The 15,823-nt window shown below is 64.9% G+C and carries 14 protein-coding genes; 11 read left to right on the plus strand and 3 right to left on the minus strand.

Going from position 1 to position 15,823, the window contains the following annotated elements; genetic code table 11:
- Window positions 1-11: 11 nt before the first annotated feature.
- Window positions 12-986 carry a Bug family tripartite tricarboxylate transporter substrate binding protein gene (locus FFI97_RS25110; protein WP_139701117.1) on the minus strand — a complete coding sequence of 325 codons (975 nt, stop codon included), beginning with the start codon at window positions 984-986 and terminating at the stop codon, window positions 12-14.
- Between the two features lie 125 nt (window positions 987-1,111).
- On the opposite strand from FFI97_RS25110, the gene FFI97_RS25115 reads away from it, so the two are divergent.
- On the plus strand, window positions 1,112-2,050 hold the full coding sequence (locus FFI97_RS25115) for a LysR family transcriptional regulator (RefSeq protein WP_185993718.1): 939 nt from the start codon (window positions 1,112-1,114) through the stop codon (window positions 2,048-2,050).
- Window positions 2,051-2,104: 54 nt separating this feature from the next.
- On the opposite strand, the gene FFI97_RS25120 is transcribed toward FFI97_RS25115, so the two are convergent.
- Window positions 2,105-3,355, minus strand: coding sequence for an MFS transporter (locus FFI97_RS25120; protein ID WP_139701115.1), 1,251 nt, complete (start codon window positions 3,353-3,355; stop codon window positions 2,105-2,107).
- Window positions 3,356-3,692: 337 nt separating this feature from the next.
- On the opposite strand from FFI97_RS25120, the gene FFI97_RS25125 reads away from it, so the two are divergent.
- Window positions 3,693-4,697, plus strand: coding sequence for a cyclase family protein (locus FFI97_RS25125; protein WP_062469584.1), 1,005 nt, complete (start codon window positions 3,693-3,695; stop codon window positions 4,695-4,697).
- Window positions 4,698-4,746: 49 nt separating this feature from the next.
- Window positions 4,747-5,667: a LysR family transcriptional regulator gene (locus tag FFI97_RS25130; RefSeq protein WP_139701114.1), complete on the plus strand. Its 921-nt coding sequence runs from the start codon at window positions 4,747-4,749 to the stop codon at window positions 5,665-5,667.
- Here FFI97_RS25130 and FFI97_RS25135 read toward each other — a convergent pair.
- The gene (locus FFI97_RS25135) at window positions 5,633-6,292 is read right to left on the minus strand and encodes a GntR family transcriptional regulator (RefSeq protein WP_062469590.1); all 660 of its coding nucleotides are present in this window, start codon (window positions 6,290-6,292) and stop codon (window positions 5,633-5,635) included. The genes FFI97_RS25130 and FFI97_RS25135 overlap by 35 nt on opposite strands.
- Before the next feature lie 126 nt (window positions 6,293-6,418).
- On the opposite strand from FFI97_RS25135, the gene FFI97_RS25140 reads away from it, so the two are divergent.
- The 8 genes from FFI97_RS25140 to FFI97_RS25175 all read left to right on the plus strand — a co-directional run bounded on the left by FFI97_RS25140 (window position 6,419) and on the right by FFI97_RS25175 (window position 15,782).
- Window positions 6,419-6,613: a hypothetical protein gene (locus tag FFI97_RS25140; RefSeq protein WP_070061249.1), complete on the plus strand. Its 195-nt coding sequence runs from the start codon at window positions 6,419-6,421 to the stop codon at window positions 6,611-6,613.
- Window positions 6,606-8,000, plus strand: a complete 1,395-nt coding sequence (locus FFI97_RS25145; RefSeq protein ID WP_139701113.1) for an amidase — start codon at window positions 6,606-6,608, stop codon at window positions 7,998-8,000. Before FFI97_RS25140 ends, FFI97_RS25145 begins: the two co-directional genes overlap by 8 nt.
- Window positions 8,001-8,017: 17 nt before the next feature.
- The gene (locus FFI97_RS25150; protein WP_139701112.1) at window positions 8,018-9,214 is read left to right on the plus strand and encodes a CaiB/BaiF CoA transferase family protein; all 1,197 of its coding nucleotides are present in this window, start codon (window positions 8,018-8,020) and stop codon (window positions 9,212-9,214) included.
- On the plus strand, window positions 9,211-9,999 hold the full coding sequence (locus tag FFI97_RS25155) for an enoyl-CoA hydratase (RefSeq protein WP_139701111.1): 789 nt from the start codon (window positions 9,211-9,213) through the stop codon (window positions 9,997-9,999). Before FFI97_RS25150 ends, FFI97_RS25155 begins: the two co-directional genes overlap by 4 nt.
- A gap of 33 nt (window positions 10,000-10,032) precedes the next feature.
- Entirely contained in the window at window positions 10,033-10,968 is a 936-nt protein-coding gene (locus FFI97_RS25160; RefSeq protein WP_139701110.1) for a polysaccharide deacetylase family protein, read from the plus strand.
- Window positions 10,965-12,332 (plus strand): MmgE/PrpD family protein, encoded by a 1,368-nt coding sequence (locus FFI97_RS25165; RefSeq protein ID WP_139701109.1) that lies wholly within the window; start codon window positions 10,965-10,967, stop codon window positions 12,330-12,332. Before FFI97_RS25160 ends, FFI97_RS25165 begins: the two co-directional genes overlap by 4 nt.
- Window positions 12,333-12,465: 133 nt before the next feature.
- Entirely contained in the window at window positions 12,466-13,626 is a 1,161-nt protein-coding gene (locus FFI97_RS25170; protein WP_139701108.1) for an acyl-CoA dehydrogenase family protein, read from the plus strand.
- A 380-nt stretch (window positions 13,627-14,006) separates the two neighbouring features.
- Window positions 14,007-15,782 carry an integrin gene (locus FFI97_RS25175; RefSeq protein WP_185993719.1) on the plus strand — a complete coding sequence of 592 codons (1,776 nt, stop codon included), beginning with the start codon at window positions 14,007-14,009 and terminating at the stop codon, window positions 15,780-15,782.
- Window positions 15,783-15,823: the final 41 nt, after the last annotated feature.

Below are 15,823 nucleotides of genomic sequence, written 5' to 3' on the forward strand. Positions count from 1 at the left end.
CTCGCGTTGCTTCACTCGGGTTGGATATTGGCGGCCCTGGCAACCTTGGCAGAGCTCTCGACCTCGGCACGCATCCGCAGGGCGAACGGCTCCGGTCCCTCGCCGCTCGGCTGCGCGCCCATATCTGCAAACCGCTTTGCCACGACCGGGTCTCTCAGTACCTCGGCCACATCCTGATGGATCTTGCTGGCCAACGACTTGGGCGTTCCCTTGGGTGCAAAGAGCCCGAACCATGAGGCCGCTTCAAACCCCGGCAACTCGTTCGCCGCGATGGGCTCGGCCTCTGGTGACAGGCTCGAACGCTGGCTCGACGCCACGCCCAGAAGCCTCAGGCGGCCCGCTTGAACCTGTGCCTGCACCGAGCTCAATGCAGAGAAAGAGACGGGCACATGACCCGCCACCAGATCGTTCATCAACGGCCCCGCCCCCTTGTAGGGAATGCTCTGGAGCTGCGTCCTGGCCAGCAGGTTGAATTGATGTCCTGCGAGCATTGCCCTCGACTCTGCCGTCCCAAAGGAAAGCAGCTGGGGGTTGGTGCGGGCAAGCGCAATGAACTCCTTGATCGATCTGGCAGGTACCGAAGGATGAACCACGACCGCGAAAGGTGCGGTACTGACCAATGCGACAGGAACCAGGTCGTTGAGCGTGTCGTAGGGCAGCTTGGCGTACACGCTGGGATTGACAACGATCGCCGCTGAATTCATGAGCAGCGTATAGCCGTCCGGGGCGCTCTTCGCGACGTAGTCCGTACCGATCAGCGTGTTCGCGCCTGGTTTGAGGTCGACGATGACCGGTTGCTTCCACAGCTCACTGAGCTTGTCCGCAATGGCTCTGGCGTTCTTGTCGGCGCTCCCACCGGGCGCGGCCGGAATGATGATGCGAACAGCCTTGCTTGGAAAAACTTCGGCCTGCGCCAAAGTGGCGCCAATGCCTAGCAACAGACCCAGTGCACTACGCATCAGTCGATGTTCGGAAACTCTGGGCATGGAAAGACTCCTTTTTTTGGACCCGGAAGCGGGCTGCGTCCGGTGAGGCGAATTCTTTGCTTGCCGTCTAAATTTCACAATGGGGCATGAATGAAGGACACTTGTTCCATCTTGGACGGAATGTCTTGGCCATCACCATGAACAAAGCTCATTCACTGGATTTCGCAAGCATCGCGGTTCTGCGAAGTTTTGCCGCGGTCGTCGAGTGCGGCGGCTTCTCTCCTGCGGCCAAGCAACTGGGGCTCGCCTCTTCGACGATGAGCAAGCACATTGGTGCGTTGGAGAGTGGGTTGCGAGTGGCATTGATTCATCGCACCACACGCCGCCTCGAAGTCACGCAGTCCGGCAACCGCTTCTATGAGCGCTGCAAGGCGATCCTTCAAGAAGTGGATCAGGCAAGCCTCCTCGCGGAGCCTTTGACCACCCTCAAAGGCGAACTCCGCGTCGTCGCCTCGCCGTCCTTTACTGCGAGCGTTCTCCTGCCCGCGTTGCCAACGTTCATGGCCACCCACCCTCAGCTTGCGATCGACCTTCGCGTGGGCTCCGCGCACGTGGACCTGATTCGCGAGGGTGTCGATATCTGGATGACGCTTGAATTGCCTCAAAGAAACAAGGCGCCGTCGATCAAGCTTGCACGCAACAACTGCGTCGTGTGTGCTTCCCCGGCCTACCTCGATCGACACGGCATCCCGGAATCGCCCGCGGATCTGAAGCGCCACGCGGGGTTGCTGGGCCACGGCTCACCCTACGCCGAAGAGTGGCCGTTCCTGATGGGGCGCCAGATCAAACGCTATCCGATCCGCAAGGCGTTTGCCTCGGACAACGGCGATGCATTGCGCTTCTGCTGCCTCGAAGGTCTGGGACTGGGAGGGTTCTACACATTCCATGTCGCCAAAGACCTGGAAGCCGGTAGGCTGGTGGAAGTGCTTCGACCGTATCGGGCGAACCCAGGTGGGGTGTACGCCATCGTTCCCCACCGTCACTACATCTCGCCCGCCGCGAACGCCTTCATCGACTTCGTGCGAGCCCTCTGTGGCACCTGGGAGAGCCGGGGCCATGCGTAGCGCATCGCAGAGGCGTGGGCACCATCATCGGGAATTCGATGCCCCCGAGAACATCTAGCGCGCGCGGTTTCGCATGGCATACAGCAGCACAAGCGTCGCGATGATTTCGAGTCCCGCAACGGCGTAGAGGCCAGCGGCCACACTGCCCGTTGACGTCTTGAACCACCCCATCGTGAAGGGTGCGGCGAAACCCGCCAGGTTGCCAACCGAGTTGATGAAAGCGATGCCGCCGGCTGCCGCAGTGCCCGTGAGGAAAGAAGCCGGGATCGACCAAAACACAGGAAAAGCAGCGAGGATGCCGATGGTCGCGAAACTCAGCGCAGCCATGGCGAGCACGGGTTGCTTGATCAACACACCCGTTGCTGCAAGACCGATTCCGGCAATCAGCGTCGCATAGGCGCAGTGCCGGCGGCGCTCACCGGTGGCGTCCGAATGCATGCCATTGAGCACCATCGCGACCGTTCCGAGAATGAACGGAATGGCCGACAGCAGGCCGATGTTCAACGTGCCCTTCACGCCCAGTTCCTTGACGATCGAGGGTGTCCAGAACGCAATGGTGGCGTTGCCGCTCACGATGCAGAAGTAGGCGGCAGTGCACAGCCACAGCATGGGGTTGCGTAATGCCAGGCCGAAGTTCGATTGCTTGGGAGCATCGATGTTCTCCTTTTGCAGCTCGGTAACCAGCGCGTGCTTCTCGGTCTCGGTCAGCCAGCGTGCGGTTTGTGGGCGATCCGGCAACCAGGCCAGCACCGCGAAGCCGGCGAGCACGGAAGGAGAGCCTTCGAGCAGAAAGAGCCATTGCCAGTTTCGAAACGGCGCGACCCCTTCCATGCCGCTCATGATCAGCCCCGCGAGCGGCCCGCCGACAACGCCCGCGATGGCGAACGAGGTCATGAAGAGCCCGTTGATCTTGCCGCGACGATGCGCCGGCACCCAGTACGTCAGGTACAGCATCACGCCCGGGAAAAATCCGGCCTCGAATGCGCCGAGCAGGAAGCGCAGCACATAGAAGGACGTGGGCGTTTCCACGTAGATCATCGCCATCGACGTGAGGCCCCAGAGGATCGTGATGCGCGCGAGCGTCTTGCGCGCGCCGATCTTCTGCAGCAGCAGGTTGCTCGGCACCTCGAACAGGAAGTAGCCGATGAAGAAGATGCCGGCGCCCAGCCCGTAGACCGCCTCGCTGAACTGAAGGTCTTGCAGCATCTGCAACTTGGCGAAGCCCACGTTGACGCGGTCGATCCACGCCAGCAGGAACAAGAACACCAGGAACGGCACCAGCCGCCAGGCGATCTTGCGGTGCATGCGGTCGTGGTCCGAGGGGACATGGGCGTCGGCCAAAGGCCGCGCAAGGGATGAGACAGAGGTAGCGTCCACAGCAGTTTCCTTTTTTCCTTCAATGACAGAACTTCAGGAATGCGCCAGTCTTTCATGATGTACGCATAATGTCTATAAATATATTTATAGATGAGTCTATGCACATTAGTAGTTACCCTCCGTGGGCTTCCTCCGCCGATTTCATCGTTCTCGGATCGAGAAAGGACCTTTGCCGTCGGCACGGTTTCCGCGCGACTTCGTTCCTCCTAAGGTCAGCACCTGGCACTGCGCAGTGCGTGCCAAGCCAACCAAGCAACCGAACGAAATGGAGCAGTTTTCAATGTCGCAATGGATACGCAGGATCGGCGCCGCGGCGTCTGTGTGGGGCGCAATGAGCGTCACCCTCGCCTTCGCAGCCCCCGTCGTGGGCAAGAGCCCGTGGGGCCCGAACGACGAACTCGGCCGACTCAACCTCATGACCGCGAGCACCAAGGCCCAGGTGCTTTCCCGCGCGGACGGTGCGCGTGTGTACGACCTGTCGGTCGAGTACTTCGTCGGCATGCCGAGCTGGCACGGCATCGGCGATCCGCGCTACCAGATCTGGATGACGCACACGCCGCACGGCACCGTGGTCGATGACCCGATGGGCGTCGGCCACACGCAGAACAAGCACGTGAGCTACACCGGCGCAGCCATCTCGATGTACACCCACATGGGCACGCACATCGACGCGCTCAACCATTTCGGCCTCGACGGCAAGATCTGGAACGGCTTCGAGGCGCGCGAACACCTGGGCGACCGCGGCTGGAAGAAGACCGGCGCCGAGACCATCCCGCCGATCGTGGCCCGCGGCGTCCTGATCGACGTTGCGGCCGCCAAGGGCGTCGAGATGCTGGCGCCCGGCTACCGCGTCACCCGGGCCGATCTGCAGGAGACGCTCGACAAGCAGCGCGTGAAGCTGGAGACAGGCGACGTGGTCCTGATCCGCACCGGCCGCATGAAGCTCTACGACAAGGCCGACGCCTACATGGATTCGCCGCCGGGCATGAGCGTGGATGCCGCGCGCTTTCTCGTGGAGTCGGGTGGCGCGATGGTCGTGGGTGCCGACAACCTGAGCTTCGAGACTTTCCCGCCCGACGCCGACGACAACTACGTGCCGGTGCACACCTACCTGCTCGCGCAGCAGGGCGCGCCGATCATCGAGCTGGTCAACCTGGAAGCGCTCGCCAAGGACCGCGTCTACGAGTTCGCGTTCATCGGTGCGTCGCTCAAGCTGCGTGGCGGCGACGCCGCACCGATGCGCCCCATCGCCATCCCGCTGCGGCGCTGAGACGCTCGCGCGTGCTGCGTTGGCCTCGTCGGCTGGTACGCTCGGCGCCATGGATCGCTACGCTGCCATGCAGTACTTTTGCCGCGTCGTCGAGCAGGGCAGCCTGGCCGCCGGCGCCCGCGCGCTGAACCTCTCGAACTCGGTCGTCACGAAGGCCATCCAGTCGCTGGAAGCCTGGACCGATTGCCGCCTGCTCGCGCGAACCACGCGCAGCATGCAGCTCACCGAAGCCGGCGAACGCTTCTACAGCTTCTGCCAGCGAACGCTGGCAGACACCGAGCGCACGCTGACCGATGTCCGCTCGGTGAGCCGCGGGTTGACCGGGCGGCTGGTCGTGGCGGCGCCGGTGTCGCTCACGCTGTCGCATCTGCACGTGCATCTGCATGCGTTCCAGGCGCAACACCCGGGCATCGAACTCGAGATGCGGCTGAACGACCGGCCGGTCGATCTGGTGCGCGAAGGCATCGACGTCGCGCTGCGCGGCCAGGCACGGCTGGAAGACTCGAGCCTGGTCGCGATGCCGCTGATGGACCTGGCCCGCGTGGTGTGCGCCGCACCCGCCTATTGGGAGCGCCACGGCCGGCCCTCGACACCCGCCGACCTGTCGGGCCACAACTGCCTGCAGTACCTGTTGGGCGACGACCGCGATGAATGGGTGTTCGACGGACCGGACGGGCGCGCGCGTGTGCGGGTCAGCGGCACGTTCCGCGCCGACAACAGCCTGCTGCTGATCGACGCGATGCGCCGGGGCGTCGGGCTGGGCCTGGTGCCGTCGGTGATGGTGAAGGATGCACTGGCCGATGGCTCGTTGCAGACCGCGCTCGACGCCTACGTGGCGCCGCCTCGGCGCCTCTTTGCGGTCTACCCGACGCGCGACCACCTGATGCTGAAGGTGCACGCGCTGGTCACCTTCCTGAAGCAGCAGTTGCCGCCGCTCACCCCATCAGTTCCTTCGGCAGCGCCGCCATGAACGATGCGAAGTTGGTCGAGCCCTGGCCGGGGCTCATGTGCTCGACCATCAGTTCGGCCGCCGCCCTGGCATCGCGCCGCTGAATCGCGTCGAGCAGCTTGGAATGCTGCTCCCATGACGACTTGAGGCGCCCGAACGCGGCAAAGGCGTGGCGCCTGTAGGCGCCGGTCTGCGAACGCATCCGCAGGATTTCCTGGCGCAGGTAGGGGTTGCGTGCCCCCTGGTAGAGCGCCTCGTGGAAGCGCCGGTTGTGCTCCTGCCAGGCCTTGACGTCTTCTTTCTTGACCGCGGCGGCGGCGCGCTCGTGCGACTTGGCGAGATCCAGCCGCTCTTCGGGTGTCATGCGCTCACAGGCCAGCCGCACGCACAGGCCCTCGAGCTCAGCCAGCAGCTCCCACATGGCCAGCAGCTGGGTCATGTCCATCTTCGCGACGACCATGCCGCCACGCGGCAGGCTTTCCACCAGGCCCTGGGCCTGCAGCTGAAGCAGCGCCTCGCGCACCGGCGTGCGCGAAACCTCGTAGGCCGTCATCAGCGCCTGTTCGTCCACCGTGTCTCCGGGCAAGAGCGTGCCGTCGCGGATGGACTCCTCGACCGCAAGGCGGATGCGTTCAGCGGTTTTCATGGGGCGAGCTCCCGTAAAACAACGATTGAATAAAACATTTTTGTGAGTTATAAATATATTTATAGACCTCATCCATCTTTTAATTTTACCTGCTCCAGAGAGCGCGCACGGTGCCAGGAGACCGCTTTGACCGACCCCACCCTCGAGCCATGGAAGACATGGGTCACGCTGAGCCTGCAGTTGCATGGCATCGATGCCGCACCCGGACTTCAGGTCCGCGCGGCGCGCACGCTGGCACGGCTGGCGCCCATGGCGAGCCGTCTGGCCGCCGGCACCACACCGCCGTTCGACATCCGCCCCGTGGAGCACGCGCATGAGTGATGCGGGCACGCCCTCCATCGCCGCGCTGCGCCGGTCGATTGCCACGGGTGCCAGCTCGGCCGACGAAGCGCTGGCCTTGCAGCGCGACGCCTTCGAGCGCGGCGCTGCGGTCCATCGCTGCGTGGTCGAGCGCGCTACGGACAGCCGGCCGGTCGCGCATGCGCCGCTCTCCGGCATCGCGATGGCGCACAAGGACGTGTTCGGCACAGGGCTGCGCGCCGCAGGGCAAGGACGACCGGAAGGCGCTGCGACCGATGCGTTGATCAGCACTCCCTCTGCCCCCTTGCGACGCCTCTCCGAGCATGGCGCGACCTACCTCGGCGCCCTTGTGATGGCGGAGTACGCTTGCGGCGCCACCGCGGAGAACCCGCACTTTCCCGCACCGCTGAATCCGCTGGACCCGGCGGCGGCGGTCGGCGGGTCGTCCAGCGGCTCGGCCGTGGCGGTGGCTGCCGGCTTGTGCCGGGCCTCGCTGGGGACGGACACCGCGGGGTCGGTGCGCATTCCCGCATCCACCTGCGGCGTGGTCGGATTCAAGCCCGGCGCCGACGTGATCGACGCGGGTGGCGTGTCGCAGCTGGCGCCGTCGCTGGACACCGTCGGCGTGGTGGCGCGCTCGGTGTCGGATGCGGCCCATGTGTTCGCGGCGCTGCTGCCCGACGAAGCGCCGATGGCGCAGCGTCTGCTCAGCCTGGAAGGCATCGAGGAAGACCTGTCGCGCCACCGCCGCTGGCGCGTGGCGTCGGCACTGGACCAGCCCGACCTGCGCGACGACGTTGCAAGCCGGCTCGGGGCATTCGAATCTCGCGCCACCTCGCACGCGGTGGCATGGCACCGCGCGCCCTTGCACGGGCTCGACGAACTGTCGTGTCTTGCCCAGATCGTGCTGCACGTCGAGGCCGCGGCCACGCATGCGCACAGCGTGCGCCACGCACTCGGCTCGCTGGCGCCGATCACGCAGTCGATCCTCCTGCCGGGCTGGGCCGTCCCGGCCGCCTGGTACCGACACGCCTGCGAAGCCCGCGCGGACTGGCGAGACGCCTTCGTCACCAGGCACCTTGCGCAAGCCGACGTGCTGCTGTTGCCTTCGCTGCCGCGCGGCGTGCCCGACGCGCAAACGGTGACCACCACCTCCGACCGCTTCGACCCGCGCGAACTGGTCGCACTGCACCGGTACCACGCCTTTGTGAACTACCTCGGGCTCCCTTCGTTGTCGTTCCCGATCGGCACCGATGCGCGCGGCCGGCCGGTTTGCATCCAGGCCATCGGTGCGCCGGGCGCCGAGGCCGAGCTGCTGGCCTTCGGGCACCAGTTCGCCGCGCCGACGGGCGCTCCTTCCGTTCCCGCGGCGCGCACCGCCCAGCGCGCCAGCACCCCGCTTCATTGACTTCCCTCGGAGAAACCATGCCCAAGATCAACGCCTCCCCTGCCCTCGCACGCTTTCGCGTGCTCGACCTGTCCCGCGTTCGCGCCGGCCCCACGTGCGTGCGCATCCTTGCGGATTTCGGCGCCGACGTGATCCGCATCGAGCCCCCGGCGGGTGTCGACCCGAACGAGGCGATGTTCGCAGCCGACCGCTGGGGCGGCGACTTCCAGAACCTCAACCGCAACAAGCGATCGATGACGCTGAACCTCAAGAAGCCGGAAGGGCTCGAGGCGTTCATGCGGCTAGTGGAAACAGCCGACGTGGTGGTGGAAAACTGGCGCCCCGACGTCAAGGCGCGACTGGGCATCGACTACGAGGCGCTGCGCGCGGTCAATCCCCGGATCATCCTCGCGAGCATCTCGGGCTTCGGCCAGGACGGTCCCTATGCCTGGCGCCCGGGCTTCGACCAGATCATCCAGGGCATGGGCGGGTTGATGTCGGTCACGGGCTTCCCGGCACAGGGCCCCGTGCGCGCCGGCCTCGCGGTGGCCGATTCGGGCACCGGCGTCTATGCGGCAGCGGGCATCCTGATCGCGCTGCTGGAGCGCGAGCGTTCCGGGCAGGGGCAATGGGTGCACGGCTCGCTGCTGCACACGCAGGTGGCGCTGATGGACTTCCAGGCCGCGCGCTATCTCAACGACGGCGACGTGCCCGCCCAGGCAGGCAACGACCACCCGACGAGCAGCCCGATGGGCCTCTTCCAGGCCAGCGACGGTGTGTTCAATCTCGGCGCGTCCGGCGAAGGCAACTGGGTGCGGTTGTGCGAATGCCTGCAGACGCCGCAGTTGAGGGCGGTGCCCGAATTCGCCACCGAGAAGCTGCGAGTCGAACACCGGCTGGCACTCAACGAGGCCCTGGCCGAGGTCTTCAAGAGCCAGACGGTTGCTCACTGGGTCGAACTGCTGAACCGCGCCGGCGTGCCCGCGGGCCCTGTCTATTCGATTCCACAAGTCTTCGAGGACGCCCAGGTGAACCATCTGGGCATCGCGCAGGATGTGGAAGCGGGCAATGGCCGGCGCTACCGGCTGGTGTCGCAGCCCATCACGCTGGCGCGCACGCCAGCGCGCATCGCGCACGCCGCCCCGGCCTGGGGCGAGCACACCACCGAGATGCTGACCGAGATCGGCTACACGCCCTCCGACATCGAACAGCTGCAAGCGAAGGCCGCGGTATGAGCGAAGGACACATCCGGACCGAGACCGCAGCGGGGGTCGGAACCCTGGTGATCAGCCATGCGCGCAAACACAACGCGATGACGCTGGCCATGTGGCAGCAACTCGCCGAAGCCGTACAGGCGCTGGCCGACGACCGCGCCGTGCGCGTGATTGTCGTCACCGGTGAAGGCGACGCCGCTTTCGTCTCGGGCGCCGACATCAGCGAGTTTGCGCAACAGCGCAGCGGCACCGACGCCGTGACCGCCTACGACCACGCGGTGGCGACCGCTCAGCGCGTGCTGGCCGAATGCGCCAAGCCGACAGTGGCGCGCATCCAGGGCATCTGCATGGGCGGCGGCATGGGCATCGCCCTCGCCTGCGACCTTCGCTTCGCCGCATCCAACGCGCGCTTTCGCATGCCGGCCGCGCGCATCGGCCTGGGCTACGCGTTCGAGGGCATGCAGCGGCTGGTGAGATTGCTGGGCGCACCGGCCACCTTCGACCTGTTCTACACGGCGCGCAGCCTCCACGCCCCCGAGGCGATGCGCCTGGGCCTGGTCAACGACTGCATCGACGCCGAGATCTTCGACGCCGAAGTGACGTCACGCGCGGCACTGATCGCCCAGAACGCGCCGCTGGCCTTGCGGGCCGCAAAGGCCGCGATTCTCGCTACGCTGGAGCCCCCGACAGCGCAGGCCCGGGAAGCGATCGACGCGATGGTGCGCCAATGCTTCGCCAGCCGGGACTACGCCGAGGGCCAGGCTGCATTTGCCGAGCGGCGCGCGCCGCGTTTCGAAGGGAGCTGAACCGATGACCGCCACCCTGCAAGAGAACCCCTCATGAGCAATCCACGCGTCCCCTTTCAACTCTCGTCCGAGCGCCCGCCGTTGATGCCGCTGGACGGCGGCCACATCCTCGCGCACATCGTCGTGAACGTGGAGCACTGGCCTTTCGACCGCCCCATGCCGCGCACGCTGCTGACGCCGCCGCACGGCAAGGAGACGGTGCCCGACGTGCCGAACTTCAGCTGGGCCGAGTACGGCCTGCGCTGCGGGCTGCCACGCATGATCGAGGCGCTGCGCAGTCGCGGCTTGCGCGCGTCCGCCAGCCTCAACGCCTCGGTGATCGACTCTCACCCGAGCGCCGCGCAGGCCATCCTGGAGGCCGGCTGGGAATTCATCGGCCACGGGGTGCAGCAGCAATCGCTGGCGCAACTCGACGGGCACGCCCAGGCGGAAGCCATCGTGAAGTCGCTCGACCGCATCGCCGCCTTCACCGGCGTTCGTCCGCGCGGCTGGCTCTCGCCCGGCCTGCGCGAAGCGGCGGACACACCCGACATCCTCGCCGCCGCCGGCATCGATCATGTGTTCGACTGGTGCCTGGACGACTTGCCGTGCTGGATGCAAACCGAGCACCGTCCGCTGATGGCTCTGCCCTACATGCTGGAGGTCAATGATTCGGTGATCTATGCGGTCGAGAAGCACTCCTCGCCCGAAATGAAGCTGCGGCTCGAACGCACCCTGGAGGTCTTTGCGCGCGAAGTCGCCCGCCTGGGCCAACCCCGGGTGCTGGCCATCGGGCTGCATCCGCACCTGATGGGCGTGCCCCACCGCTTCGGCGATTTCGAAGCCATGCTGGACCTGCTGCTCGCGCACCCGATGGTGCGGGTGGTCACGGGTTCGTCCCTCCATGACTGGTACGCCGCGCAGGTCCCCGCGCCGGCGCCGCTCGTTGCCCGGTCCGGCGACGTCCCCTTTGTCCCGATGCCTCAATGAACGCCATCGACACCCTCATCGCCCACGTGCGCTCGCGCGATTTCGGCTCCCTGCCACCCGAAGCGGTGAATGCGGCGCGGATGTTCATCTACGACACCATCGGCGTCGGCATCTCCGGCTCGCGCCATCCGCGCATGCCGGCACTCAAGCAGGCAGCGCAGTCCCTGGGCGACGGCGACGCCGTCACGGTCTGGGGCAGCGGCGAGAAGCTGCCATTCCCGTCGGCCGTGATGCTCAACGCCTACCAGGTGTTCAACCAGGAATTCGATGCGGTGCACGACGTCGCCGTGGTCCACGCCTTCGCCTGCATCGTGCCGGCCGCATTCGGCTATGCACAACGCGAAGGCGGCGTCTCGGGCAAGGCGTTGATCACGGCCGTGACGCTGGGACTCGACGTGGCCATCTACGTCGCGCTGGCGCAGCGTGCGCCGATGCGCTTCTTCCGCCCTGCCATGTGCGGCGGCCTCGGCGCCACGGCCGCACTGTGCAAGCTCGCCGGCATGGACGCCGACACGATGCACAACGCACTCGGCCTCATGTACAGCCACCTCTCCGGCACCATGCAGGCCCATGCCGAGGGCTCGCCCGCGGTCGGCCTGCAGGTGGGCCTGAACGCACGCGCAGCCGTCACCGCCTTCGAACTGGCGCGTGCCGGCTTCCCGGGACCGCGAGACATCCTGGAGGGCCCGTTCGGCTACTTCGCGCTCTATGACTTCGGCCAGTCGCGCTGGGCCGACGTGGCGAACGACGTCGGCCAGGTCTTCCAGATCGCGCGCATGAGCCACAAGCCCTACCCCACCGGCCGCGCGACCCACGCGGGCGTCGATGCGGTCGTCGATCTCATGGCCGCGCATGGCTTCGGAGCGGACGACGTGGAAACCGTGCGCGTGCATGCCTCGGCGCTGATCGCACGGCTCGTGGGGCGGCCGGCGCAGCCTGGCATGGACTCTGCCAGCGCCAAGCTCAGCATGGGCTACGTGGTGGCCACGGCGCTGCGCAAGGGTCGGGTGGGCATCGAGGCCTTCGACCCGCCCGCGTTGAACGACGCGCGCACCTTCGAACTGGCACGCCGGGTCGAGGTGCTGGACGACGGCAACCCCAACCCGAACGCCCTGGGTCCGCAAGTGGTCGAAGTGGTGCTCAAACGGGGCGACACGCTGCGGCTGGCCGTGCCGCACTTTCTCGGCAGCCCTGGCCGGCCGCTGCCCGCGCCGGATCAGCAGGCCAAGTTCATGGCCTGCTGCGCCTCGATCAAGCCGCGGCTGCCGCCGTCACAGGCCGAAACACTGGATTCGGCACTGCGCCGGCTCGAGGAGCTGCCTGACGTGCGCGAACTCATCCCACTGATGACGGCGCCCGCCTGACACCCCGGGGCCGCCCGGCCCCCTTCGCTTCTTTCCGTTCCCTGCATCGATCGTTCATTGCGCCCTCGTGGCCGCAAGGAATGCGCGCGCTCGCGCGGCCGATGCCCCACTCACCCTGCCAGCGAGATACACCATGAACCGTTCTTCCGACAACTACCAGGACATCCGTGACGCCGTGCGCGCGCTGTGCGCCGAGTTTCCCGACGAATACCACCGCAAGATCGACGAGCAACGCGCTTACCCCGAAGCCTTTGTCGATGCACTGACTGCCGCGGGCTGGCTGGCAGCACTGATCCCGCAGTCCTACGGCGGCTCCGGCCTCGGGCTCGCGGAAGCCTCGGTGATCATGGAGGAGATCAACCGCTGCGGCGGCAACTCCGGCGCCTGCCACGGCCAGATGTACAACATGGGCACGCTGCTGCGCCACGGCAGCGAGGCGCAGAAAAGCCGCTACCTGCCAAGGATCGCCAGCGGCGAGCTGCGGCTTCAGTCGATGGGCGTGACCGAGCCCACCACCGGCACCGACACCACGAAGATCAAGACCACCGCCGTGCGCAAGGGCGACACCTATGTCGTCAACGGGCAGAAGGTGTGGATCTCGCGCGTGCAGCACTCCGACCTGATGATCCTCTTGGCGCGCACCACGCCGCTGGCCGAGGTGAAGAAGAAATCCGAAGGCATGTCGATCTTTCTGGTCGACCTGCACCAGGCCATCGGCAACGGCCTGACCGTACAGCCGATCGCGAACATGGTGAACCACGAGACCAATGAGCTGTTCATCGAAAACCTGGAGATTCCGGCAGACCACCTGATCGGCGAGGAAGGCCAGGGCTTCCGCTACATCCTCGACGGTCTTAACGCAGAGCGCACACTGATTGCCGCGGAATGCATCGGCGACGGCAAGTGGTTCATTGACCGCGTGACCGGGTATGTGAAGGACCGTGTCGTGTTCGGCCGCCCGATCGGTCAGAACCAGGGTGTGCAGTTTCCGATTGCCGAGAGCCACATCGAGGTGGAAGCCGCCGACCTCATGCGCTGGCGTGCCTGCGAGCTTTTCGACGCCCGGCAGCCTTGCGGCGCGGAAGCGAACATGGCGAAGTACCTGGCCGCCAAAGCCAGCTGGGAGGCCGCCAATGCGTGCCTGCAGTTTCATGGCGGTTTCGGCTTTGCCAACGAGTACGACGTCGAACGCAAATTCCGGGAGACCCGGCTCTACCAGGTGGCGCCGATCTCGACCAACCTGATCCTCGCTTACGTCGCGGAACACTTGCTCGACCTGCCACGCTCCTTCTGAAACAACCAGATTGGCCATCGAACAGGCAAAGGATGGAATTCGTTGGCATCCAGAAGGATTGCATTTCCATCCATGGACTTTTGGAGATCCAGCTCCGGCTGACTCAGATCGCGACAGCGGACAGCTCAACCGCTCGATCTCGCTGTCAGGCGACTCTAAGCACCAAAGCTGGACTCAGAACCAACCTCACCGCATCTATCCTGCGCCGCTTTCGCATTGCACTTACTCATCGAAAGCGACCCAACATGCTCCCATTCTCAACCCTGCGCAACAAAGGACGCCCCCTCGCTGGCTTTCGCCACTTCGCATCCATACTCGCTAGCGGACTTCTGATTTCTCTTGCGAGTGGTTGCGGCGGCGGCAGCGGAGGAGGAAATGGAATGCCGTTCTTTCAAGGCCCGCCACCGTCCTCAGGTGGCGACGATCGGGCACCGGTTGATGCGCCAGCGGCGTCTCCCGCCAACCTGAGCCTGAACTACGCTCCTCAACGCTATGACTTTCGCTGGGAGCCCGTAGAGGGCGCGACCCACTATGAAATTCTGGAAGACCTCGACGGCGCCGGCCCTGCAGCACCTGTGCCACTCGAGGGCCAAGCCAGCAGCACCGAATACAAATACCTTGTGTCGCTGCATTCGCGTGTGAATGCCGTTTACGCAGTGCGGGCCTGCAACAGCGCAGGTTGCGGCCCCAGTTCCGAATCGGTCACCCCCGATCTAGTCAAGGCCATCGGCTATTTCAAAGCCTCCAACACATTCGAATATGACTCCTTCGGCGCAGCCGTTGCCTTGTCAGCCGATGGAGAAACTCTGGCCGTGGGGGCAAGCTTCGAGAACAGCAACGCCGTCGGCATCAACGGCGATCAGGCGGACGGGAGCGCGTACGCAGCTGGCGCGGTGTATGTCTTCACGCGATTGGATGGGAAATGGGTCCAACAGGCGTATGTCAAAGCGTCCAACACGAGAATGTACAGTCAGTTTGGCTATAGCGTCGCGTTGTCTGGAAACGGGAACACGATGGCTGTTGGCGCTCAAGGTGAGTCGAGCAATGCAACAGGTGTTGGGGGCGACCAATCCAACAGCGCTTCGCCAAACTCCGGTGCGGTGTATGTCTTCTCTCGCCAGGACGGCGTATGGACACAGAAGGCTTACGTAAAGGCTTCGAATACCGACGCTTCCGACCTCTTCGGCTCGAGGGTAGCGCTGTCAAGCGATGGTACCGTTCTGGCCGTGTCTGCCGAGCGAGAGGATAGCAATGCCACCGGCATCAACGGCAATCAAGCCGACAACAGCGCCACTTCTGCTGGTGCGGTCTATGTGTTCGAAAAAACTGCGGAAAGTTGGCTGCAGAACACCTACGTGAAAGCGTCCAATAGCCAAGACTCGGATTCGTTCGGTTCGAGCCTGGCACTGTCGGCAAACGGACTTACGCTTGCAGTGGGTGCAATCAATGAAGGAAGCAACGCTACCGGCATCAATGGCGACCAAAAAAACAACAGTGCAACCCGCGCAGGCGCTGTCTATGTGTACGCCCGGAACACCGATACCGCATGGGCGCAGCAAGCCTATGTGAAGGCTTCCAATACTGATGGTTCGGACCAGTTCGGCTTGAGCGTCGCGTTATCGGCGAACGGAGATACGCTGGCTGTCGGAGCCAATGGAGAGAGCAGTAGTGCAACGGGTGTCAACGGAAACCAACTTGACAACAGCGCGGCATATTCCGGTGCGGTTTACGTCTTTTCCCGTACGGATGGAGCGTGGGAACAGCAGGCTTATATAAAAGCCTCGAACACAGGTGCGTCTCACTCCTTCGGCGCATCTATTTCCCTAACCCTGGATGGGCGCTTCATGGCGGTCGGTGCGCCCTACGAGACCAACAGTGAAATCGGCCTCAATGGCAACCAAGTTGCCGGGACCATGTATGACGCAGGAGCTGTCTACTTGTACGCGCGCGAGAAGGGGGGATCCTGGAAGCAGCAGACCTATGTGAAAGCTACAAATACTGGAAAGTACGACGGTTTTGGCATCTCACTGGCCGTGACGAAAGACGGCGCAAACCTGGTCGTAGGCGCCTTGGGAGAGGCCAGCAACGCAACAGGCATCAATGGTGATGCTGCAAACGATTCGGCTTATCGTTCGGGCAGCGTCTATGTATATTGAACGCCGGGCGTGAGGATTCAATGGGACTCGTAGGCGACGTA

The sequence above is a fragment of the Variovorax sp. KBS0712 genome (assembly GCF_006323185.2).
GTDB classification, from domain to species: domain Bacteria; phylum Pseudomonadota; class Gammaproteobacteria; order Burkholderiales; family Burkholderiaceae_C; genus Variovorax; species Variovorax boronicumulans.